24 protein-coding genes and 1 pseudogene are annotated in these 24,403 nt (G+C 39.7%); 2 read left to right on the top strand and 23 right to left on the bottom strand.

What is annotated here, in order from left to right:
* Window positions 1–576 carry a DUF4125 family protein gene (locus EO111_RS03245; RefSeq protein WP_009353659.1) on the top strand — a complete coding sequence of 192 codons (576 nt, stop codon included), beginning with the start codon at window positions 1–3 and terminating at the stop codon, window positions 574–576.
* Window positions 577–640: 64 nt separating this feature from the next.
* Here EO111_RS03245 and EO111_RS03240 read toward each other — a convergent pair whose 3' ends face one another.
* The 13 genes from EO111_RS03240 to putP all read right to left on the bottom strand — a co-directional run bounded on the left by EO111_RS03240 (window position 641) and on the right by putP (window position 14,001).
* Entirely contained in the window at window positions 641–1,579 is a 939-nt protein-coding gene (locus EO111_RS03240) for an ABC transporter substrate-binding protein (RefSeq protein WP_127010728.1), read from the bottom strand.
* Window positions 1,580–1,662: 83 nt separating this feature from the next.
* The gene (locus EO111_RS03235) at window positions 1,663–2,406 is read right to left on the bottom strand and encodes an ABC transporter ATP-binding protein (protein WP_127010727.1); all 744 of its coding nucleotides are present in this window, start codon (window positions 2,404–2,406) and stop codon (window positions 1,663–1,665) included.
* A gap of 15 nt (window positions 2,407–2,421) precedes the next feature.
* Complete coding sequence (locus EO111_RS03230; protein WP_126940676.1) at window positions 2,422–3,420, bottom strand: iron ABC transporter permease; 999 nt, start codon at window positions 3,418–3,420, stop codon at window positions 2,422–2,424.
* A 216-nt stretch (window positions 3,421–3,636) separates the two neighbouring features.
* Entirely contained in the window at window positions 3,637–3,981 is a 345-nt protein-coding gene (locus tag EO111_RS03225; protein ID WP_127010726.1) for a nitrous oxide-stimulated promoter family protein, read from the bottom strand.
* A 93-nt stretch (window positions 3,982–4,074) separates the two neighbouring features.
* Entirely contained in the window at window positions 4,075–4,800 is a 726-nt protein-coding gene (locus tag EO111_RS03220; protein WP_127010725.1) for a DUF554 domain-containing protein, read from the bottom strand.
* 18 nt (window positions 4,801–4,818) lie between these two features.
* The gene (pyrR, locus tag EO111_RS03215) at window positions 4,819–5,334 is read right to left on the bottom strand and encodes a bifunctional pyr operon transcriptional regulator/uracil phosphoribosyltransferase PyrR (protein WP_009353692.1); all 516 of its coding nucleotides are present in this window, start codon (window positions 5,332–5,334) and stop codon (window positions 4,819–4,821) included.
* Between the two features lie 11 nt (window positions 5,335–5,345).
* Window positions 5,346–6,263 (bottom strand): RluA family pseudouridine synthase, encoded by a 918-nt coding sequence (locus EO111_RS03210; RefSeq protein WP_127010724.1) that lies wholly within the window; start codon window positions 6,261–6,263, stop codon window positions 5,346–5,348.
* 8 nt (window positions 6,264–6,271) lie between these two features.
* The gene (gene lspA / locus EO111_RS03205) at window positions 6,272–6,712 is read right to left on the bottom strand and encodes a signal peptidase II (protein WP_009353699.1); all 441 of its coding nucleotides are present in this window, start codon (window positions 6,710–6,712) and stop codon (window positions 6,272–6,274) included.
* Window positions 6,709–9,111, bottom strand: a complete 2,403-nt coding sequence (locus EO111_RS03200; protein ID WP_127010723.1) for a Tex family protein — start codon at window positions 9,109–9,111, stop codon at window positions 6,709–6,711. Before EO111_RS03200 ends, lspA begins: the two co-directional genes overlap by 4 nt.
* A 1-nt stretch (window position 9,112) precedes the next feature.
* On the bottom strand, window positions 9,113–9,598 hold the full coding sequence (locus EO111_RS03195; RefSeq protein ID WP_127010722.1) for a dihydrofolate reductase: 486 nt from the start codon (window positions 9,596–9,598) through the stop codon (window positions 9,113–9,115).
* A gap of 10 nt (window positions 9,599–9,608) precedes the next feature.
* Entirely contained in the window at window positions 9,609–10,400 is a 792-nt protein-coding gene (locus EO111_RS03190) for a thymidylate synthase (protein ID WP_126940681.1), read from the bottom strand.
* A 155-nt stretch (window positions 10,401–10,555) separates the two neighbouring features.
* A complete protein-coding gene (recQ, locus tag EO111_RS03185) occupies window positions 10,556–12,379 on the bottom strand; it encodes a DNA helicase RecQ (RefSeq protein WP_127010721.1) in 1,824 nt (607 codons plus the stop codon).
* 191 nt (window positions 12,380–12,570) lie between these two features.
* A complete protein-coding gene (putP, locus tag EO111_RS03180; RefSeq protein WP_240629049.1) occupies window positions 12,571–14,001 on the bottom strand; it encodes a sodium/proline symporter PutP in 1,431 nt (476 codons plus the stop codon).
* Window positions 14,002–14,468: 467 nt separating this feature from the next.
* Here putP and EO111_RS03175 point away from each other — a divergent pair, with 467 nt between their 5' ends.
* The gene (locus EO111_RS03175) at window positions 14,469–14,759 is read left to right on the top strand and encodes a type II toxin-antitoxin system RelB/DinJ family antitoxin (protein WP_127010719.1); all 291 of its coding nucleotides are present in this window, start codon (window positions 14,469–14,471) and stop codon (window positions 14,757–14,759) included.
* Between the two features lie 102 nt (window positions 14,760–14,861).
* Here the strand turns inward: EO111_RS03175 and eno are convergent, their stop codons facing one another.
* From eno to EO111_RS08310, 10 genes and pseudogenes are all read right to left on the bottom strand, one after another.
* Window positions 14,862–16,148, bottom strand: a complete 1,287-nt coding sequence (gene eno / locus EO111_RS03170; protein ID WP_127010718.1) for a phosphopyruvate hydratase — start codon at window positions 16,146–16,148, stop codon at window positions 14,862–14,864.
* A gap of 12 nt (window positions 16,149–16,160) precedes the next feature.
* The gene (gene gpmI, locus EO111_RS03165; RefSeq protein ID WP_127010717.1) at window positions 16,161–17,687 is read right to left on the bottom strand and encodes a 2,3-bisphosphoglycerate-independent phosphoglycerate mutase; all 1,527 of its coding nucleotides are present in this window, start codon (window positions 17,685–17,687) and stop codon (window positions 16,161–16,163) included.
* Window positions 17,688–17,706: 19 nt separating this feature from the next.
* Entirely contained in the window at window positions 17,707–18,459 is a 753-nt protein-coding gene (gene tpiA, locus EO111_RS03160) for a triose-phosphate isomerase (protein ID WP_231723409.1), read from the bottom strand.
* Window positions 18,460–18,465: 6 nt separating this feature from the next.
* A complete protein-coding gene (gene pgk / locus EO111_RS03155; protein ID WP_127010716.1) occupies window positions 18,466–19,644 on the bottom strand; it encodes a phosphoglycerate kinase in 1,179 nt (392 codons plus the stop codon).
* 66 nt (window positions 19,645–19,710) lie between these two features.
* Window positions 19,711–20,718 carry a type I glyceraldehyde-3-phosphate dehydrogenase gene (gap, locus tag EO111_RS03150; protein WP_062402066.1) on the bottom strand — a complete coding sequence of 336 codons (1,008 nt, stop codon included), beginning with the start codon at window positions 20,716–20,718 and terminating at the stop codon, window positions 19,711–19,713.
* 443 nt (window positions 20,719–21,161) lie between these two features.
* Window positions 21,162–21,779, bottom strand: coding sequence for a DUF6037 family protein (locus EO111_RS03145; protein WP_127010715.1), 618 nt, complete (start codon window positions 21,777–21,779; stop codon window positions 21,162–21,164).
* A gap of 129 nt (window positions 21,780–21,908) precedes the next feature.
* Window positions 21,909–22,571: an MAE_28990/MAE_18760 family HEPN-like nuclease gene (locus tag EO111_RS03140; RefSeq protein WP_127010714.1), complete on the bottom strand. Its 663-nt coding sequence runs from the start codon at window positions 22,569–22,571 to the stop codon at window positions 21,909–21,911.
* On the bottom strand, window positions 22,561–23,118 hold the full coding sequence (locus EO111_RS08350; RefSeq protein WP_206168937.1) for a hypothetical protein: 558 nt from the start codon (window positions 23,116–23,118) through the stop codon (window positions 22,561–22,563). Before EO111_RS08350 ends, EO111_RS03140 begins: the two co-directional genes overlap by 11 nt.
* Window positions 23,119–23,129: 11 nt before the next feature.
* Window positions 23,130–23,666 (bottom strand): DUF262 domain-containing protein, encoded by a 537-nt coding sequence (locus EO111_RS08345; protein WP_206168936.1) that lies wholly within the window; start codon window positions 23,664–23,666, stop codon window positions 23,130–23,132.
* Window positions 23,663–24,403, bottom strand: a pseudogene (locus EO111_RS08310) (SAM-dependent methyltransferase); the annotation flags it as partial. The pseudogene EO111_RS08310 and the gene EO111_RS08345, both read right to left, overlap by 4 nt.

Genomic DNA, 24,403 nt, shown 5'->3' with positions numbered 1-24,403 from the left:
ATGAAAGACGATTTAATTATTTCTATCATTCAACAAGAATGGCCTCTCTTCACTAGTACGCAAAATGTAGACCATCGCTCACCTTGCCAAGACCAAATGGCTAACTTCATTGTGTCACGCCATGCCTATTGGTCTATGTACTCTACACCGGTTTTACAATCCTATTTGCACGATTTAGAAGTGGCACGCATGAAAGGACATAACTTGGTAACTTTCAAATACGGATATATGATGGAAGCCACTCATCCTGATGAATTTTTAGCCATAAAGGATAAATTGCCATCTATTTCTAACGTAAAATTGTCTTTAGTGACTGCCATTATGGCCTTGTATATGAAGTGGGAATTAGATATCCAATTAGAAATACCTGGCTATGACACACACCATCGTCCCATCCAAGCAAAAGATAATTCCCTGACTCATACATCTGTGGAAACCTATATGACTGGAGAATTACAGTCCTATTCAGAAAACACTTTAGAATGTATATTAGCTCATTTTTTACAGTGTAGTAAAAATAATATAAACCCTGTACAAGAATATCTGAAAGCCCTACAAGCTGGAGCAAAGCGATAAGTACAATAAACACAAAAAAGCCGTCACTATTGTGACGGCTTTTACTATGTATAAGACTATCTAATTAGTCAATATGGATACCATGGATTTCTTCAGCTAGACGTTTTAACGCTTCTACTGTACGAACGCCTGGTGTAATTTCAGACAATTTTACGCGGATGAAATGATTTTCTTGTACCGCTTTAATTGTTTGTAATTGAGGGTCAGCTTTAATTTTAGCTACTTTTTCTTGGAAATCATCATCGTTGCGGATGGAATTACCATAGTCAGGAATTATGATGTAATCAGGATTTTGTTGAACTACAGTTTCCCAAGAACCTTTCGCCCAAGTTTTATCTACCCCTAAACCACTCATTACGTTATCAGCACCGATTAAACGCAATACGTTAGTTGTGTAACCTTCGAATACTGTGAAAGGTTGTCCATCTTGGGAGTCATATACGAATACACGTTTATGTGGAAGGTCTTTCAATTTAGCTTGTACTTTTTCTAGCAAAGCACGTTGACCTTTTACCCATTCTTCTGCTTTTGCTTTCACGCCGAAGATTTCACCTAATTTAATCATATCTTTGAAATTAGTTTCTAAGTCAGCTTGTGTAGATAAAGCAGACTCTGGAATCCAAATGTTTACTTTTTGAGCAATCATTTTATCTGCAGGGATACCTTCTTTACTGAAAGAATCTTCCCAACCTGTAGCGAAATCAGGTTTTACAGACATAAACACTTCATAAGAAGGCCATTTTTCAGCTAATACTTTTACTTTGCCATAGGCTTCTTGTAATGGTGGATAGATTTCTTCTTCTTGGAAAGCTGTACCCGCCATTTTATCTTCCAAGCCTAATTGTAACATCATTTCTGTTGTAAACTGAGACATGGATACGGCATGTTTAGGAGATTCTTTCACAGCAAATTCTGTTTGTTTGCCTTCAAATGTTTGATTCCAAGTCACTTCTGTGCCAGTTTTTGCTTGTTCTTTTTCAGAACCACAGCCTGCTACTGCCAAAGCACCACAATACTAAAGCTGTTAATACAAAGCCTTTAGATTGTTTCCAATTACTTAACATAATCTTCCCTTTCTTACCTTAATTAGTAATACAAATGATATACGCCCTCTTCCATAGACACATGGAAAGGCACTTCAAAAATAGGCTCCAGCAACTCTGGGGTTAACACCTCTTGTGGGGCCCCCGTTTTTAGCACTTTGCCATCTTTCATCAACACGATGTGATCGCAATAGCGCGCCGCTAGATTTAGGTCATGGAGAACAACAATACTTGTACCCGAAAAGTTTTGCAATTCTTTCATGAGCGCTACCTTGTATTTCATGTCTAGATGATTTGTTGGTTCATCTAACAATAATACCTCTGTTTGTTGTGTCAATGCTTTTGCAATGAACACACGTTGCCGTTCACCACCCGACAAATGTCCCATTTCCTCTTCTGCCAAGTGGGATACCCCCACTTGATCCATATAGGACTGGGTAATGGCAACATCTTCCGCTGTATAATTTCCAAAATGACTTTTATAAGGATATCGTCCCATAAGTACAATATCTTTCACTAAAAAATCATCGATCATAGCATCATGCATTTGTGCTAGCACTGCCACCTTCCGTGAAAAGGTAGGGCCATCAATGGTTTGTAAAGGCACACCATCCAATGTAATCGCATCAGTGGGATGCAATTGGCTCAAATGTCCAAGAAGTGTCGATTTACCACAACCATTAGGTCCAATGATAGCCGTCATTTTATGTTTAGGAAAGCTGAGCTTCACATCATCTAAAATTTGTCGTTTTCCATAGGAAAAGGACAAAGAATTTACCTCGTACATAGTCCCTCCTATTGTCTAACCTTGATGACGGTATCTCGTCATAATAATCCAAATAAATAGTGGTGCCCCTAGTAAGGACGTCAATACACCGATAGGAATCTCTTCGGGACTATACATAGCTCGTGAAAGTACATCCGCCCAGATCATCACAATACTACCAATGAGTGGCGCAAAAATCAGTAATCGTCCATGTTTAGGGCCCCCAACCATGCGTGCCAAGTGCGGAATAATAAGGCCCATAAAGCCTACTACACCTACTTTTGCTACTAAGGTAGCGATAGCCACAGAGGATACGATGACCATAGATAATTGCAAGGATTTCACCGATAAGCCCATTTGCTTCGCTTCTTGTTGCCCTAATAAGAGGACGTCAAAATCCTGTTTATACATGTACATATAGAACATCAACAAACCAATGATAATGGCTGTTAATGGTAAGTCTCTCCACTGAATGCCTGCAAAACTACCGAGCAACCAGAACATAGCACTTCGTACTTGTGCTTCGTGCTTCGCTCCATAAATAATCATCATCGTAATGGATGAGAAAATACCTGTCATACCCATACCAATTAAAATTAATTTTACTGGACTTTGGCTACGTCCCACACAGAGTAACACCAACAAGATGGAAATACCTGCTCCCAAAGCCGCAAAGAATGGCACATTATAAGATGCCAAGAATGGTAATCCTCCCATAATGATGGCAAAGACCGCTCCTGTACTAGCACCTGACGAGACACCTAAAACATAAGGATCGGCTAGTGCATTGCGTGTTACTGTTTGCATCAGAACCCCTACTAAAGATAATCCAATCCCTGTCAGTACCGAATACAACAACCGCGGCAAGCGAATATCTTGCACAATGGTGCTCAACATTTTCATCTCATCTGTTGGCACTGGACTGGTAAATGCCTGGTACATATCCCACACCGGTATGAAAGAAGCCCCAAATTGAGGGGCTACTACGAGTGAAATCACCAGTAAGATCAATAATCCTACGATTTTTAATTTCATGTTATACGCCCTTTAACTATACCCAATATACGCTTAGGAGTTTCCCTCACGAAATTCGTGCCTCCTACAGTAAAAAAAGAGCAACCTTTTATGGGCGCTCTTTTGTCTATATATAGTATACTATAATTTTCGATATAGTGTAAAGGTGTTTACTTGATTTTTAACACGTCACAATTCCCATGACATATTACTGTAACATATAATTTCAGTCACATATTATTTCAACAGACCTTTCCCTAACAATATGTGTCGTATCGTCATGATTGGATGTATCCATAACATACGAGGACCACTATAGCGCATAACTTCTTTAATTCGTTCTCGATAGGTCGGTGCATAACAATGTGTTTTGCACATAGCGCAAAATGTTTTTTCTTCCATATGTGGGCATCGCTCTACCCTTGCTTCTGCATAATGCATCAATTCTGCACAACTTTCACAGAGGTCACCAGACTTACGTCGGTGCTGTCCTTTGCAGTAGATTTCTATCATCTTGCGCACCGTTTTTAATTCTTTTAATCGCTTATCTTCGATAGACTGCTGTTTCTCACGTTCTTTCATCACTAGCTCCTCACTATTTAATGTTCAGTAGTTATGAATGTTGTACTCACGTTTCCTCTATACTGTAAGGGATATCTATAGTCCCCCTAAAATTTACAGTGTAATCGGCAAGAATGTCATGAGCATTGCTATAAATATTGCTGGTAGCAAGTTAGCCACACGAATCTTGTTGGGCCACAATACATTAATTCCCACACAGAAAATTAAGATGGAGCCCACATAGGATAAATTATCAATCGCCTCTGGAGTCATAAGCGGTGCCGCTAAATGAGCTAAACCCGTAATCATCCCTTGGGTAATCCCTACTGGTAAAAAGGAGAACAAAGCCCCTTTTCCCATGGAAGATGCCATGACCATTACGATAATGCCGTCTAGAATACTTTTAACAACCATCGTACTATAATCGCCAGTCAAACCATCTTGAATAGAACCGATGACCCCCATAGCTCCTACGGTAAATGTCATGGATGCCGTAATAAAAGCATTGGTAAACTGTGGGTCCCGACTGTTACCTGTTTTCAACTTCAACCATTCTCCAATGGCTGTAATACGACGATCAAAATCAATCAATTCCCCTATAATCGCCCCTAGTACCATAGAGATAATCATCATCATAGGTCCTGTTGTATGCAAACTGTCGCTAACAATAACTAGCATATATTGCATAGTGCCACTCATACCTAATAGAAGGATAATGATCCCACACACCATCATGAGCGTTTCTTTTAAATTTTCTTTCATACGATGTCGAATAAAGAGTCCTAATAAGCTACCACAAATAATCAACACCACATTAAGGATGGTTCCCATACCATGCATTGGTTGTTCCTCATCTTTCTAAAAAATCACTACACTATCATCCCCATCCACTTCGTGCACACGAACTTGCACCGTTTCCAAGTGGGACGTAGGAATATTTTTCCCTACATAGTCAGCTCGTATAGGTAGTTCCCGATGGCCTCGATCCACTAATACAGCTAATTGGATGGCACTCGGTCTACCTGCATCCATAAGGGCATTCAATGCAGATCGAATCGTACGACCTGTAAATAATACATCATCTACAAGAATCACAATTTTACCCGTCGTATCCATCGTAAACGGAGGCCCTTCCTTCGGTTGATTGCTCCGATCATCTCGATACAAGGAGACATCCATTGTTGCCACATCTACTTGAATCCCTTCAATGGCTTCAATTTGAGCTTGTAATCGTTTTGCTATATATACACCACGGCGTTCGATGCCGATGATTAAGGCATTGGATAACCCTTTATTGCGCTCCAAAATTTCGTGCCCAATACGACGAATGGCACGCATCATACCAGCTTCATCAATTAAGATACGTTCTTCCATAGTATCACTCCTTATCGATTATGCTCTTTCGCATACTCAATACATGCCAAAAAATCTTCCGGCAATGGCGCTTCAAAATGTAACGCTTCCCCTGTGATAGGATGTTTCACAGATAGTGTTTTAGAATGTAAGGCCTGCCCTACAATAGGAAAATCCATTTTACGGAATCCATAGAACGGATCATTCACCACAGGATGTCCAATATACGCTAAATGTACACGAATTTGGTGAGTTCTGCCCGTTTCTAGTTGGCATTCTATTAATGTGTGCTTGCCATATCGTTCTAGTACACGGAAATGGGTCACTGCATCTTTACTATTTTCAAAGACCACCGCCATTTTCATACGATCTTTAGGGTGGCGCCCAATAGGAGCCTTGATAGTCCCTTTTTCTTCTGCAATATTGCCTTGTACTAATGCATAATAGGTTCTTGTAGCACTATGTTCTTTCACTTGCTCTGCTAAACCCAAATGGGATTCATCATGTTTGGCTGCCATCATCACACCAGATGTATCCTTGTCTAATCGATGCACAATGCCAGGGCGAATTTCTCCATTGATGCCAGATAAATCTTTACAATGGTATAACAAAGCATTAACCAGTGTCCCTGAATGATTGCCTACCGCTGGATGTACCACCATACCACGAGCTTTATTAATGACAATCATATGCGAATCTTCAAATAGAATATCCAGTGGAATGTTCTCTGGTTCTACTTCTACTTCGTGTACTTCAGGAATAGTAACGCTGATTTCACTCTCCTTTGAAAGTTTCAAATTTGATTTTCCTGTTTTGCCATTCACTTGTACATTTCCCTCTTTCACTAGGGATTGCACATAGCTACGTGACTGACCAAGCTCTCTCGTGAGGTACACATCTAATCGTGTACCCTCATCTTGAGCCTCTACTATATATTGTTTTGTTTCCATTATTTACCTCACTGTTTTTGGCTTTCATAGGACCAAAAATATAGAATCAACAAAGGTACACCAATGCAAATACCAATATCCGCAATATTAAAGATAGGCCATACTCGGAAATCAAAGAAATCCACTACACCACCTAAGTACAAACGATCCCAGGCATTGCCCAAGGCACCACCTAAGAGCGTGCCTGTCCCAATTCGTGCATATAATGGTGCCATAGCTAATTTCTTACGACCTACGTACATAGCGCCTAACAAAAGCACCACTACCAACAACAATATCCATCGTTGGTGCATCAACATACCAAAGGCTGCTCCATGATTCACAATATAGGTCCAATGAAAAACATCAGGTACAACTGGCACAGATTCACCTAACCGAAAGTGGCTACGTACATACCATTTTGCTACTTGATCCAATAGGAAGGTCAAGATACTTATGATATAGATCATCGTTTACGTCCTCCACGGTCAGCCCATTGTTGTAATAAAGCGCCTAAGTCCTGCTCTTTTTCTTGCCCTTTTCCACGATTGTTTCTATCTCGCATAGGATTACCTGAGCCACTTCTTATATCCTTAACATTGTTAGAGTTTCGACCCTGTTGTCTTTCGCCTTTTGGTTGTTGACCATCCTTACGTGGTGTATCTCGACGGGGATTTCCATCGCCATTGCGTCTATGACCTTGACGGTTTGGATCTTTTGGTTTTTCTCGTTTCATGGATAAACCAATGCGGTTCCGTTTTGCATCGACAGAAATAATCTCTACTTCGATAATATCTCCTACTGCTAATACATCAGATGGATGTTCATGATAGGCACAAAACTCGCTTTTATGCAGCAGTCCATTGATTTTCACACCAAAGTCTACAAAGGCACCAAAGTCCACCACATTATGAACTGTTCCTTTTACCACGGTACCGACTTGAATATCTTCCAAACTCATAATTTGTTTCCGAGTCATCGGTGCTGGTAAATCTTCCCGTGGGTCACGACCTGGTTTTTGCAAGGCTTCTACAATATCTCGCACCGTCGGTACACCTGCATCTAGCTGTTTCGCCAACTCTTCCACATTCACCGTTTGCAGTTTCGCTTTGGCCGTTTCCAGTGTCGCTTTATTACGTAAATCGTCTAAGGACATCCCCAACTGTGTTAGCACTCCTTGGGCAATCTCATAAGACTCTGGATGAACTGGCGTCGCATCTAAAGGGTTCTCCCCTTTACCGATGCGCAAGAAACCGGCACATTGTGTAAAGGCGGCAGGACCTAAACGTGCTACTTTCAACAATTGCTTACGACTAGTAAAAGCACCATGTTCCTTGCGGTAAGCAATAATATTATTCGCCACGGTGCTAGAAATACCAGACACATGCTTCAATATCGCTGGAGACGCTGTATTGAGCTCTACCCCTACATGGTTTACCACCGTTTCTACTACTTGATCTAAGGTGGCGCCCAATTGTTTTTGATTCACATCATGTTGGTATTGACCAACACCGATTGATTTTGGATCAATCTTCACAGATTCCGCCAATGGGTCTTGTACACGGCGCGCAATAGATACGGCACCACGGATAGATACATCTAAATCTGGCAATTCTTCAATAGCTAACTTAGAAGCGGAGTATACAGAGGCACCTGCTTCATTAGTAATAATATAATGACAATCTAAGCCTTCTTCAGCAATCATAGCAGATGTAAATTGCTCTGTTTCATAAGAAGCAGTACCATTGCCGATAGAAATCAAAGTAACACCATATTGACGGATTTTCTTAGCCAATTCTTGTTTGGCACGCTCTGCTTGTTTATCACTCATCGTAAGATAGTAAGCCCCATAATCTAGGACATTACCTTCCCTGTCAATGATGGCCATTTTACAACCTGTACGATATCCTGGGTCTAAGCCCATAATAACATGTCCAGATAAAGGTGCTTGGAGCAACAAATTGCGCAAGTTCGTACCAAATACTTTGATGGCCTGCTCTTCTGCTTGCTCTGTCATTGCATTTCGTGTTTCACGCTCTAACGATGGATACAATAGTCGTTTATATCCATCAGCAATAGCCTCAGCAATATACGAATGCTCTACCCTTGCAGTACCTTGCACAGTGTCTACCATATATTGGATAAATGTTTCATCCGGTACCACAAAGCTAACTTTTAAAGCGCCCAAGCTTTCCCCACGGTTCATCGCTAATACACGATGGGATGGGACTTGGCGAATGGGTTCTTTGTATTCTTCATTGTACTGTAAGAATCCTTGGTTTACTTCTTCTTCGCCTACTAGCTCCGTTTTCATATGACCAGTTTCCCACATAGCTTTACGCAAATATTGGCGAATATCTGCTCGTTCACTCGCTTCTTCTGCTACAATATCCATCGCCCCTTGTAAGGCATCTTCCACAGTAGGCACTTCTTCATTAAGGTACTCTGCTCCCATTTGGCGTAACTCTTCTTCTGTAGCCGTTGTGAACAATGCCTGTGCCAACGGTTCCAAACCACGGTCTCTGGCCATGGACGCACGAGTACGTTTTTTCGGACGGAATGGCAAATACAAGTCTTCTAATTCTTGCAATTTCATCGCTTTCGTAATCGCTGCGGATAGTTCGTCCGTCAATTTGCCTTGTTCTTCAATAGACTTAGTGACTTCTTCTTTTCTTTGTAACAAGTTGCGCAAATATTTCATCCGCTCTTCGATGTCACGCAATTGCTCATCTTTTAACTCACCAGTCACTTCTTTTCGATACCGTGCAATAAATGGTACTGTATTACCCTCATCTAATAAAGTAATGGCTGCTTCTACTTGATGTGGCTTTACCCCTAACTCTTGGGCTATCACTACATGTATTTCCATTCTATTTCCACCTTTCATAGGTTACAAAATCATAAGACAACTCATCTTGCCCTGCGCCGGGTATACGCTCTATCTCCATCCATTCTGGCTTGGTATGCTCAGTAAATGTCACATCCCCTGTGAAAGCTCGGTGTAACTCCGTCACATACAAACGATCTGCATAAGGTGCCATGCTTGCATACACCTGGGCGCCGCCAATGCAATACGCTAACTCTATGTCTTGCGCCGCTTGTGCCGCTTCCTCTGGACTATGGAATACTTTCACTCCTTCATAGGGTGGTATGTAATCCAATTGTGATGTAATGACCCAATGTTCACGATTAGGTAACAAAAACGGCAAAGACTCCAATGTCTTTCGCCCCATTATGATGACATGCCCAGTAGTGCGCTGTTTAAAATACGTTAAATCTTCTGGAATGCGCCAAATCAGTTGATTATCCTTGCCTATAACGCCATTCTCAGCTACTGCTACAATCATTGCTAACATAGATAACTCCTTATACAGCTACTGTCATAGATAGTTTCCCTAAATGCTCATAGCCTTCTAGAGTTATATCTTCTGGCGTAAAATCATAGAAATTTTTAATCTCAGGGTTTAATCGTAACACCGGAGCCTCTAAGGCTTCATGTTTACGTTCTAATTGAGTACGTAAAGCTTCTACATGGTTCTCATAAATATGAGCATTATTGATGACATGCGTGAATTGTCCCGCCTGCAATCCAGATACTTGGGCAATCATATGAACCAATGCTGCATATTGAGCCGTATTAAAAGGCACGCCTAATCCCATATCCCCACTACGTTGGATAAGCATACAATTTAAACGACCATCGGTAACATCCCATAATGTTTCATAGGCGCATGGTTGCAACGCCATATCTGGCAAGTCCTCAATATTCCACAAGGTCACAATCATACGACGGCTTTGAGGGTCCTTTTGTAGCATATCCAATAAATTATCCAACTGTTTATATTTGGCAATTTGGTATCCATAGGCCTTACCAATCGTACCATCTTCACGCATCCATTCATCCCAAACTTTTACATTCATGGCCTGCAACTGACGTACATCATTAGATTGCAATTGCCAAATCCAAAGCAATTCTTTAATGGCCGTTTTGAAAGCCACAAATTTCGTGGTTAAAATAGGAAATTCTTCTGCTAAATTGAATTGCATCACTTGATGCGGTAATTTATAGGTCGCAATGCCTGTACGATTGTTGGCATAATACCCATGATCTAATATATTCTCTATAATCTGTAAATATTGCGTATCTGCTAAACTCATCTATGCCTCCTTGTATACGAAACTATGCTAAACTGTATCAGCATATAGTATGTATATCTGTATGTATATCTGTATGTATATCTGTATTTGTATCAATATCTGTGTCTAAATGTATTTGTATATCTACATTTAGATATCAAGTTGTCCCTCTATCGCTATATGTTACCCTTAAACCCGGCTATGACCTTCAAAAATTCATTGCCATATTTGCGCAGCTTCATATCTCCTACGCCTTTCACATTCGCCATATCTCCTAAGGTCAATGGTTCTTTTGCTACCATGTCCAATAAAGTAGCGTCTGAAAAAATCATGAACGGTTTTACCCCTTCTGTTTTTGAAAGTTCCAAACGATGCACACGCAGAGCCTCAAATAAGGAGTTATTCTTAGTGGCTTTTGCTAGCCCTGAAGCATTTGATTTAGAACGGCCCTGCATAGGACGATGTTCCCCTACCTCAATAGGCACATCTTTCACAGTGACCCGTCCCGCTAATACTTCATGACCTTGTTCCGTAACGGATAAAATAGGATATTGTCCTCCCGAAGACGTCACATACCCCATCGCCATTAAGCGCTTAATAAAGCCTTTTACATCTTTATCTGCCCAACGATTTAATTTACCAAATACGGATAATCGGTGTAAGCGAAACTTCTCAATACGCTCCGTCCGATTCCCACATAGGATATCCGCAATCATAGTCACACCATATCGTTCTTCTGTATTCCAAATCGTCTGCAATACGGCGCTCGCATCGGCTGTTACATCCACCGCCACTCGTGGTTCATCACAAGTACTGCAATGATGACATTGATCCCAAGGCACTTGTTCACCAAAATAAGACAACATGAATTTACGTAGGCACATAGGTGTATGACAATAATCGATCATGGCTTGTAGCATATTCCGCTCAATCCGTTGTCGTTCTGGTGGCAAGTCACTTTGACTTAGAATATATTGATGTACTGCCACATCTTGCCCATTGTAGAGCAAAATACAATCTGCCGGTGCTCCATCTCGTCCAGCACGGCCTGCCTCTTGGTAATAACTTTCCATATTTCGTGGCATTTGGTAATGGATTACATAGCGCACATTACTTTTATCGATGCCCATTCCAAATGCATTGGTAGCTACCATAACTTGTACTTCATCAAAGGCGTAACGATTCTGTTGGTACTTACGCTCTTCATCAGATAAACCACCATGGTAGTAACCTACTTTCACGCCGTACCGTAAAAGCTCACGATATACTTTTTCCACATTCGCCCTAGTAGCGCAATAAATAATCCCCACATCATTTGGGTTGTGTAGCACATAATCCCGTACATATTCCATACGCTTACTTTCGTGGATCACAGAAAACGCTAAATTAGGACGATCAAATCCCGTAATATGCACACGGGCATTCTCCAATCCTAAGAGTTGTTTCATATCACGTTCTACTTCTTCCGTAGCACTGGCTGTGAAAGCCCCTACCACAGGTCTATGGGGCAAGCTCTTAATAAAGGGTCCTATAGCCGTGAAAGAAGGCCTAAAATCATGCCCCCATTGTGACACACAATGGGCTTCATCAATAATCACTTGGCTAATTGGCAGTCCTCTTAAAAACTCACAAAACCCTTCGGACTCTAATTTTTCTGGTGCCAAGTATAATAGTTTAATACGCCCTTCCCGTAAATAGTACAAAATTTTATTCTGCTCTTCTCGACTGAGGGTGCTATTCATATACGCCGCTGGCATACCTTGCTCTTTCAAGGTATCCACTTGATCTTGCATCAAGGAAATCAACGGAGAAAATACAATGGTAATGCCCGCCTTTAGCATAGCAGGAATTTGAAAGCAAATCGATTTACCTGCCCCAGTAGGCATAATCCCTAGCACATCTTGGTTCTCTAATAAAGCTGTAACAGGTACCTCTTGAGCGGGGCGAAAACTGGAATATCCATAAAAATGTTGCAATGCTCGTAGGGCTCTAGCATCCATATGTCTTTCCTCCTTTCTAACTGTACATTTATCGAATCGTATCTATATATTATACCATTTTTATAGGCCAGTATAAACCGTTTGCACTAGAACTACACTATCCTTTCCATAATCTACACATCTTCTACAAAAAAATGTTGGCACTATCCCAAAGGAGTAGTCCCAACATTTCGTTTACTATGTGTATGTAATTATAAAATATGCATTTGTTCTGATGCATCGAACTCCGCTTGGATTTCTTTACTTGGCTCATGATCCAACAAGCTTACTACAAAGATAGCAATGGCGGATAAGATAAAACCTGGTACGATTTCATACAAGCCGAACCAACCAAATTGTTTCCACACAAGAACGGTAATACCACCTACTAAGATACCAGCGATACAACCTTTCAGAGTCATACGTTTCCAAGTCAACGAGATCAAGATAGCTGGACCAAAGGCAGCGCCAAATCCTGCCCATGCATAGGCCACCATCGTCAAGATATAACTTTGTGGATTGACTGCCATCACGATGGCAATAGCAGATACGATCAATACGGTAGCACGGCTAACCATAACTAGTTCACGGTCTCCTGCATCACGGGCAAACACATTGCGGTACAAATCTTGAGACACAGAAGATGCAGTTACTAACAATTGTGCAGAGGCTGTACTCATGATAGCTGCCAATACAGCGGACCAAATCAAACCTGCCACAAATGGGTTAAATAAATGCTCGCTCATCACAAGGAACACTGTTTCTGCATCAGCATCTACTAGAGGTGTTGTTAAATATACTTTACCAACTAGACCTACTGCCACTGCCGCCAACAAGGAAATAACCACCCAAATCATGGCAATATTTGTAGCTTTTTTTAATTCTTTCGCATCGGAAATCGCCATGAAACGCACTAAGATGTGAGGTTGACCAAAGTAACCAAGCCCCCATCCTAGGCTAGAAATGATACCTACCACCAAGGTGAAAGTATCTTGTTCCGGTCCCCAAATGGACAAGCCTGCTGGGAACTCCGTAGCAATTAATTGAGATGTTTCTACAGGACCACCTAAATACATGGCTGCCGTCACCGGCACCAATAAGATGGCGAAAAACATCATCATACCTTGGATACAGTCTGTCCAACTTACAGCTAGGAAACCACCTAGGAAGGTGTAGAAAATAACTACCCCTGCTGTAATAAAGAGAGATGTCATGTAATCTAGTCCAAAGATAGTATTAAATAATTTACCACCTGCCACAAATCCGGAGGACGTGTAAATTAAAAAGAAAATAACGATGAAGATAGCAGACACCACCGGCACAATTCTTGATGTATCATGAAAACGGTTTTTCAAATAATCCGGTATAGTCAAACTATTATTCGCTACCTCTGTATAATTGCGCAATCGTTTCGATACGAACACCCAGTTCAGCCACGTTCCCAAAGCTAAACCAATGGCAATCCATAAGGCCGATATCCCTGTTGAGTAGGCAAATCCAGGTAAACCCATCAACATCCATCCACTCATATCTGATGCTTCCGCACTCATGGACGTGATCCAGGGGCCTAGCTGGCGACCTCCTAAAATATAGTCGTCTAAGCTATTAGACTTGCGGTAATAATATACCCCGATGTACATCATGAGGCCTAAATACAATGCAAATGCCCCAATCACTTCAAAATTGTTGTACACCCTACTCCTCCTTTCCTAATCCTTTCACCTTTACTTAAAATTCTATAGAATGCATTCAGCATTAATCTTTTCCATTATATCATAGATTATATATATCGTCTTTCATGGATTTTATACAAAAAAATAAACACCTTGTATAAAACAAGGTGAGTGCTATCATTGATCTATGTAAGTAGACAATGAAAACACCTAACGCATGAGGACTACCACTCCTCAACACGTTAGGTGTCATCAAGCTTTATTAACTCCTAGATGAGCCTAACGCCGAACGCACGTTGATGGCTCTCCTTTTCTTATTTATATTATATCACAAACTACTACCTAGTCAATTTATATTCCATATATTATTTTATGTTGCATAATGCAATACAACAGTTTATAATTTACTTAACATAGTAACCAGAAAGGAGACCCTCATGAAATCTGCTAGTGTTAATGTCCGAATTAATGAAAATATAAAACAACATGCTGAATCTATTTTAGAAGACCTTGGGATAAGTCGCGCTGTCGCTATTGATTTATTTTATCGACAAATTATCCTACATAAAGGACTACCTTTTGATCTAAAGTTAAATACACCGCCCCTTAGTACATCTGACTTTAGCCCTTCAGAATTAGAAGATATTTTATCTCGTGGAGTCGAAGAATCAAATAACGGTAATGGACGTTCTGCTAAAGAATTTTTCGCTACTTTATTAGAAGAATAATTATAGCTTGTTTCTACAGGAACTTCCCGCAGTATACGGAAAGTACATATAGGTTTTATACAAAAAGGACCCCGCAGGGTCCTTTTTCATTTTCACATATTCTTATCGTTTGATGTTATAAAACACATCGCTACCACGGTATTGAGCCGTTTCTGCCAACATGTCTTCAATACGAAGTAATTGGTTGTATTTTGCTACGCGTTCGGAACGAGCTGGAGCACCAGTTTTGATTTGTCCAGCGTTTACTGCTACAGCGATATCAGCAATTGTGGAATCTTCTGTTTCACCTGAACGGTGAGAAATTACAGCTGTATAGCCTGCACGTTTTGCCATTTCAATAGCATCGAATGTTTCTGTCAACGTACCGATTTGGTTCACTTTGATCAAGATCGCATTCGCAGTATCTTCTTTGATACCACGGGACAAGCGTTCTGTGTTCGTTACGAATAAATCGTCACCTACTAATTGAACAGTTTTACCTAGGCGCTCTGTCAATAATTTCCAGCCTTCCCAATCTTCTTCTGCTAAACCATCTTCGATGGAGTAGATTGGATATTTTTCACAAAGTTCTGCATAGTATTCTACCATCTCAGCAGCTGTTTTTACTTTGCCTTCACCAGCTAAGTGGTACTTGCCATCTTTGTAGAACTCAGAAGATGCTGCATCAATAGCAAATACAATATCTTTACCCACTACAAGACCTGCTTTTTCGATAGCTTCTGTAATCACTTGTAATGCTTCTTCATTGGAACCTAAGTTCGGAGCAAAGCCCCCTTCATCACCTACACCTGTGGCCAAGCCTTTTGCTTTCAATACACCTTTCAATGTATGGTATACTTCTGCACAATAACGCAATGCTTCCATAAAGCTAGATGCACCGATTGGCATAATCATGAACTCTTGGATATCCACATTGTTATCTGCATGAGCTCCACCATTTAAAATATTCATCATTGGTACTGGCAATTCTTTTGCATTCGTGCCACCAAGGTATTGGAACAATGGTAAATCATAGGATTCAGCAGCTGCACGAGCTACTGCCATGGATACACCTAAGATCGCATTAGCACCTAATTTTGCTTTGTTAGGAGTGCCATCTAGCTCAATCATCACCCCATCAATAGCCACTTGCTCAGATGCATCAAACCCTAAAATAGCAGGTCCAATGATGTCATTTACGTTTGCTACCGCTTGTAATACACCTTTACCTAAGTAACGAGGAGACTCGCTATCGCGCAATTCCACCGCTTCAAATTGACCAGTAGACGCTCCAGATGGAACCGCTGCACGACCAATCGTACCGTCTTCTAAATATACTTCTACTTCTACTGTTGGATTGCCACGGGAATCCATAATCTCTCTTGCGTATACATCAGTAATTACTGCCATTGTTACTTCTCCTTATTGTACTAACAAACTTTCACCACTCATCGCTTCAGGCTGCTTAATACCGCCTAAAGCCAGCATAGTTGGTGCTAAATCACATAGCCGACCTGGTCGCAAGGTGACACCCTCTGGGGCTCCCACTAAAATGAGTGGTACCGGATTCGTCGTATGCGCCGTGTGCGGAATTTCTGTGGTATGGTCCACCATGACCTCAGAATTTCCATGGTCCGCTGTAATTAATAATTGACCATTCCTATCTTGAATGGCTTTCACAATCTCTGAAAGCCCCGCATCTACGGCTAAAATAGCTCGTTTTGCTGCTTCAAAATCACCCGTATGGCCTACCATATCTGGGTTCGCATAGTTCAAGATAATCATATCATACTCGCCACTGCGAATGGCGGCAACTACCTTTTCTGTTACCTCTGGAGCACTCATCTCTGGTTGTAAATCATAAGTAGCCACCTTAGGAGATGGCACTAAGATTCTATCTTCTCCAGGGAATACATCTTCCTTACCACCATTGAAGAAATACGTCACATGAGCATATTTCTCTGTTTCTGCAATTCGCAGTTGACGATAACCACCCTTGGATAACACTTCTCCTAAGGTATCTGTTAGCAGTTCTTTATCATACACCACAGGCACTGGTAAGTCCGCTTCGTACCGAGTCATACTCGCCACATAGGAACCTTGCAATACATGTTTTCGTTCAAATCCAGTGAAATCAGGATCTACCACAGCACGCACTAATTGACGAGCCCGATCAGGACGGAAGTTAAAGAATAAGATCGCATCTCCATCCTGCATACCTGTATACCCTTCCACCACCGATGGAATGACAAATTCATCCGTCGTTTCATCAGAATAACTGTGTTCTACCGCTTCATGAGCACAACCTACTTCTGTGCCACTACCACATACCATGGCATTATACGCCAGTTGCACTCGTTCCCATCGTTGATCACGGTCCATACCATAATAACGACCGCCTACTGTCGCAATGGAGCCTAAGCCCAATTCCTTACAGTATGCCGCGATATCATCAATATAGGCCAATGCACTTTGTGGTGGCACATCTCTACCATCCAAGAAGGCGTGGATATAGACTTTTCCTACACCAGCCTCTTTAGCGCCACGAAGTATTGCCTTCAAGTGATCAATATGCGAGTGGACACCGCCATCCGACAACAAACCCACTAGATGCAAGGCTTGTTTAGCCCCTTCTTCATAGGCTTTCACCAAGGTAGGACGAGTAAATAAGGTCCCTTCCTCTGCCTCTTTCGTAATGCGCGTCAATTCTTGGTACACAATACGTCCGGCACCAATATTCAAATGCCCCACTTCAGAGTTTCCCATCTGTCCATCTGGCAAGCCTACGGCCATACCAGATGCATCCAATAGAGTGTGAGGGCACTTATCCCATAATTCTAAAAATGTTCGGGGGTTCGCTTGTACCACCGCATTGGTTGGGTCTTGACCATCCCCAATACCGAATCCATCAAGGATTGTTAGCATCACTGGTCCTTTTAATTTTGCCATACGCTACCTCAAACCTATGTTAACAGGCATTAATAATTCCCGTAAAAGTCTCTGCTTCCAAGGAAGCACCACCCACCAAAGCACCATCCACGTGGGCTTGGGCTAAAATATCTTTTGCATTCTCCGGCTTTACACTGCCACCATATAGAATGCGTACTTGTTCTGCAATGTCAGGTGTGTACATAGCGGCGATTTTCTCACGAATGCTTTGGCATACTTCCCCAGCTTGTTCTGCTGTGGCTGTACGACCTGTGCCAATGGCCCAAATCGGTTCGTAAGCAATCACCACTTCTGTCATTTCTTCTGCAGGCACTCCATGCAATCCCATTTCTAATTGGGAATGAATGAACGCCACCGTTTCCCCACTTTCACGTTGATTTAAACTTTCACCTACGCACAGGATAGGGCTCATGCCATGTTGTAAAACAATGCGCACACGCTTATTCACACAACGATCTGCTTCTTTAAAGATAGAACGTCGTTCAGAGTGCCCCACAATTACGTAGGACACGCCTAAGTCCGTCAACATCGAAGGAGATACTTCCCCTGTATAGGCACCAGATTCTTCATGGAACACGTTTTGCGCCCCTACACGAACCTTGGTGTCTTCCGCTAAATCAGCTACAGTGCTGATAGCTGTAAACGGAGGACATACCACCACTTCACAGCTAGCATCCGCCACTAATGTTTTCAATTGTTCTACGAATACAGTAGCTTCCGTATTCGTCATATGCATTTTCCAGTTCCCTGCAATGATCGGTTGTCGCATGATAACCTCCTATGCCTCTTGTAAGGCTGCAATACCTGGTAACACTTTGCCTTCTAAATACTCTAAGGACGCACCGCCACCAGTGGAAATATGAGAAATTTTGTGACTTAATCCACTTTTTTCAATAGCTGCTACAGAATCGCCACCGCCTACAATTGTGGTTGCATTCGCCTCTGCCACCGCTTTCGCTACCGCATTGGTACCAGCTGCGAACACTTCCATTTCAAATACGCCCATAGGACCATTCCAAACGATCATTTTCATCGGTGCCAAAGCCTCTGCAAATAGCTCACAACTCTTCGGACCAATGTCTAAGGCCATCCAGCCCGCTTCAATAGCCGTTGCATCTACTACTTTATGATTTGCAGTTTCACTGAAAGCATCGGCTACAACGAAATCTACTGGTAATAATAAGTTAGTGTTGGTTTCTTTCGCACGAGCGATTAATTCACGAGCTAGTTCAAATTTGTCAGCTTCCACTAAGGAAGTACCCACATTATGACCTTGGGCTGCTATGAAAGTATTTGCCATACCCCCGCCGATGATCAACACGTCTACTTTTGGTAATAAGTTAGAAATGACTTCAATTTTGTCGCTTACTTTAGCGCCACCGATGATGGCTGCAAATGGGTGTTCAGGATGCTCTACAGCACCGCCTACATAGCGAATTTCTTTTTCTAACAAGAAACCAGCTCCCATTGGTAAGTATTTCGTAATCCCTTCCACAGAGGCATGAGCCCGGTGAGATACACCGAAGGCATCATTCACGCCTACTTCCGCTAAATCCGCTAAGGCTTTGGCAAAAGTAGGATCATTTTTTTCTTCTTCTTTGTAGAAACGAAGATTTTCTAATACCACCACATCACCGGACTTCATTTCAGACACGGCTTGCGCTGGGATCTTACCAATGCAATCTTCTACAAAACGAACTGGTTGTTCTAATAATTCACTCAATCGTTTGGCACAAGGAGCTAAGGTAAACTCTGGTTTACGCTCTCCTTTAGGGCGACCTAAATGAGAGGCAATCACTACCTTCGCACCTTGGTCAATCAAATGACGCAAGGTAGGTAATGTGGCACGGATACGAGTGTCATCAGTGATAACACCGTCTTTCAAAGGTACATTAAAATCAACTCGTACAAATACAGTTTTATTTGCTACATTCATATTTGCTAGTGAAAGTTTCATACTATCTCCTATGTATATACAATAAACATGCCAAAAAGGGACTACCCTCGTAGTCCCCGGCAGAGATTATAAGCCTCGTTTGCTCATGTACACAGCTAGGTCAACAATACGAGAGGAATAGCCCCACTCATTGTCATACCAAGCTACTACTTTTGCCATATTGCCTTCCATCACCATTGTCAAGTCTGCATCTACGATAGAGCTACGAGCATCACCATTGAAGTCTTTGGATACTAATGGCAAATCAGATACGCCAAGAATACCTTTTAACTCACCTTCAGCTGCTTTGCGGAATGCCGCATTGATGCTTTCTTTAGTTGCTTCTTTTTCAAGTTCTACTACTAAGTCTGTTACAGACACATTTGGAGTAGGTACACGAAGAGCAAAGCCATTTAATTTACCTTTTAATTCAGGTAATACTAATGCCACTGCTTTTGCTGCACCTGTTGTAGTAGGAATAATGGACATCGCTGCTGCACGAGCACGACGTAAGTCTTTGTGTGGTGCATCCAATACACGTTGGTCATTTGTGTAAGAGTGCACTGTTGTCATCATACCACGTTTGATACCAAATTCTTGATGCAATACTTTTGCAAATGGAGCTAAACAGTTTGTAGTACAACTTGCATTAGATACTACATGATGTGTAGCTGGATCATATTCACTTTCATTGACACCCATTACGATGGTTTTATCTTCATCTTTACCTGGTGCGGAAATGATTACTTTTTTAACAGTGCCCCCTAAATGAGCTGCTGCCTTTTCACGAGAACGGAACACTCCCGTACATTCGATAACCACTTCTACCCCTTCGGAGGACCAGTCTAATTTTGCTGGATCACGGTCACAGAATACACGTGTTTTTTTGCCGTCTACTACTAAATATTCGCCTTCTACAGACACGTCACAGCTTAAGTTGCCATGAATTGAGTCATGTTTAAACAGTAAAGCGGAACCTTCAATATCACCAGTATCATTAATGGCTACTACTTCCACATCTGGGTTGTTAAGAGCCGCGCGCATGACGCATTTACCAATACGACCAAAGCCATTAATACCAATCTTCACTGCCATAATCAATTCCTCCTAATAATTCTTGTACTATATAAGTTGTTATAACTCTATTTTACAAGAATAGAGGGGTTGGTGCAAGTTTTTTGTACCTGTAAGTAGACGACAAAAAACCGGAGCAATACAGAGTATCGCTCCGGTAAAATTATATAATTTATTATCTTGTAGTATTTATATTACACAATCCAGTGATTCAGTTAATATTCAGCATAAATCAATAAATCACCTTGTTACTGACTCAGATAAGATTGACATTCCTCAACAGTAAATGTACAATTAAAATACAAATTGGGCTATGAATCCCAAAACTGACTTCATATTATCCTTTGGGATAAAAAGAAAAGCGTTCCTTATTGGAGCGCTTTTTTGTTGTTATACAACGATATATTTATTGTAACAAAGGTTGATCTTCTTTTTCTATTTTTCCACAAACATTTTTTACCATCTTATATACCATTACTTTTTGCGAATCTTTTCAATATTTCCTCATCACTTTTATGATCTTCTGGATTTCTAGAAAAGCAAAAACTTATCGATTCATCATCTTTAAATTTCTCATACAGCGACGCTCGAAGAAGCCTTATTTTATCTGAATTATAATTACTTCTTTTCTTTCCAACTGCATTTCTTTTAACATTTTTACAGTATATTTTTTCTGGATCCTCTGCATCATTTAAGCTTAATGCTTTTATCATAGCATCTATTTCTAACTTAGATATTACTTCTCGTACATTGATAGGGACACATTGTCCAAAATAGTTTATAAAAGCACTCAAGATAGTTCCAAGATTGACAGAATATTCTATTCCAAAATATTTCCTCATAGTTTTGACATCTATAAATAACTGTTTACTATTAGCCTCACATATCAAATTATCAGACAAATCATCTGCTCGCATAAATTGAAGTTCAACCAGTGCATATAAGTGTTTCTTTTCTTCTTTTGTAAGAAATCTCTTTACTAAAACAACATATTCTACATGCTTATAACAAAAAGTGAAACTAGTGATTGTCCAGCCAAGTTTTTCCATGTCTGCTTTTAATTTTTTTAGATTTTCGAGCATGCTTAGACCTCATTATCTATTATATTATTGCTAGTTTATCCATATACTATACTTTATCAAACTAATGCTATTATTATTCAACATTGATGATCCAGTTGCCTATTAAATATCAAATAGAAAGCTAAGGTTTTATTTTTTGTAAAGTTCCTTTTCAGCTGCATTCATAATATCATCAGCAAACTTACTTATTAAAGAAACTATTTCAGTATGAAATCCTATATAATCTGAAGGCGTAGTAATACCGTATAGTTGGTCAATTCGTTCACCATGAGCTACTTTATTTCTGTTTTTAAGTAACCGTTCATCTATCAATATTTTTTTTAAATCATAAGAGCCACCTTCTATACCTATTGTAGTCATAATTTGTTGAAATGTTTCCATTTTTAGATTACTATTTGTTGTTATAACGTTCTTATACGGAATATCTGATGACTCATTTTTCTTTGCAAATATTTCATCAATCATCTGTCCATAAAGCGTTGCTTTTTTTGTTTTCATTAATTTCGCTAATAAAGATTTTATTTCTATTGCTAAAAAATTGGATTTTAGTTCATTATGCTTTAAATGCAAATTAGATACATATATAAGATAATATTCTGCCAATGTTTTAATTGAACCTTCCCAATGTGCATATAAAAAAGTTATACCGGCGCGAATAGCACGTGATTGCTCACTATCACTTTTCGTCATAGATGATTCAACATCAAGTTTTATTGCTGTTAATTCTTTTTTTCTCCATGCTAAATCTTCATCAATTCTTTCTTTTAACTCTAATAAGCTTTTAACGTTCATATCGAAAGAACTCTTTTCCAAAAATTGTTAATTCTTTAAACCTCGGTACTGCTCTTACACCTTTCCCCATACATTCTTCATATTTTTTTTGCTCATAAAAGCTTCTAATCTTATTTTTTAGAATCTCATTATCATAATTAAGCAAATCATCTATATTATGATATATACCAACTGCAATTCCTTGGAAAGCACCTACTAAAAACGCACCTTTATGTTTATTATCAGTATATTTTTTAAACGAATCTTCTCCTAATAAACTATTTAACAGTTTAAATGTTTTATTAAAATTATCTCGAATAGTATCATACTGTTGTTCGTTCAACCGCTCAATAAATTTCAACGTTTCTTTATCCAATAATTCCTTTAAATCATCATATACAGGGATATTAGCAAAATCCATTTTTACTGATATTAAAAGTCTTAAAATTAATTCTAACTTAAACTGTTCATCTTCCTTTCTATCAGTTATAGCTACACACTGATTAAAATCTTCATTTCTAGCTAAATCTTCTAAAAACATATAAAATTTTCTGTTAGTCATAATCATTAAACAGTTCCTTACCTCTTGATCAGATAATTTAGAACCTCCCGTATTAATTCTCTGAAACAATTCATATTTTGTATTAGGATCACTTTCTTTACAATAATAATATCTATTCTTGCCCGCTTAAATGCAAGTTGTTGTTCCTTAGTAAACGACTTCTCTTCATTCTCTTGATTATTCCACATCATCCCTTCAAACGATGGTAAATAATCTGTTTTCTTCAAAACCAAAGATGGAACTTTATTACCATCATCATCTTTAAATATTCCAACAAATTGGAAAATTGTAGACAATCGTTGAACCCCATCAATTATATCCCATACTCCCTCATCATTTTGACTTACAAAAATCGATGGTATTGGTATATTTAACATAATAGATTCTATTAGTTTAGTCTTTTGGTGCTCACTCCACCTAAATACCCTTTGAAATTCTGGGTGTATATCCATTTCACCATCTTTATATATATTAATTAGTTCACCTATTGACATTTGATATGCATCACGAAAAATTTTACTTGATCGTTCACTTATTTCATCTTGTAAACTCATTTTAACCTCCATTTGCTAATATCAAAATTTTTAATATCATTTACTGTTATTCGTATAGAGCTTCCACTAATTTGTATTCCTACATTTTTAACATATTTCAAAAATTCCTCACTTTCTAAAATTTCTTTTGCTTTACTTAAATCTATATTAGATTTAGGTACAATATAAATTCCAGAGTAGGGAACAGTTTCCTTACCAAGTTCATAAATAGCTACTTTTTTCGTTATAATAGATGACATCAGTAGCTTCTCTCTATTTATATGATTTAAAGCTTGTGTTCTACCATATTCAAACCAATTGGCAGTATTATCTAAGTTCCTTTTTTCTAACTTCTTTTTATAATTTAGAAGGTGTTTTATTACGCCAGGATACTCTTTTGCAATAAGTTCATTATCAAACCGTTTTATAACGCCCTCTTGATAAGCATACGGAAAAATTATCATCTCTTCCTTCCCTTTTCCTAATGACCTAGGGCTAGCAGCTGGTTTTATGAGTTCTTTTTCTATAGATATATTATTAACTACATAAAAATCTTTTATTTTTTGATATTCTTTTATAACAAATGCTTCATTCAATAATGTAGCTACACTAGATGCTGCTATAAAAAACTCAGAAAATAAAATTCCTTTCCCTTTATTGTTGGCACCAAATATCCATTTATCACCTAAATTCTTTTTATTAATATTTGTACTATCATTATTTTTTACATTACAATAATTAATAAAATTGGTTTTATT

The sequence above is a fragment of the Veillonella sp. CHU594 genome, assembly GCF_003992265.1.
Taxonomy (GTDB): domain Bacteria; phylum Bacillota; class Negativicutes; order Veillonellales; family Veillonellaceae; genus F0422.
Note: the sequence above shows the minus strand (reverse complement) of the source record. Positions and strands in the feature narration are given on the sequence as shown.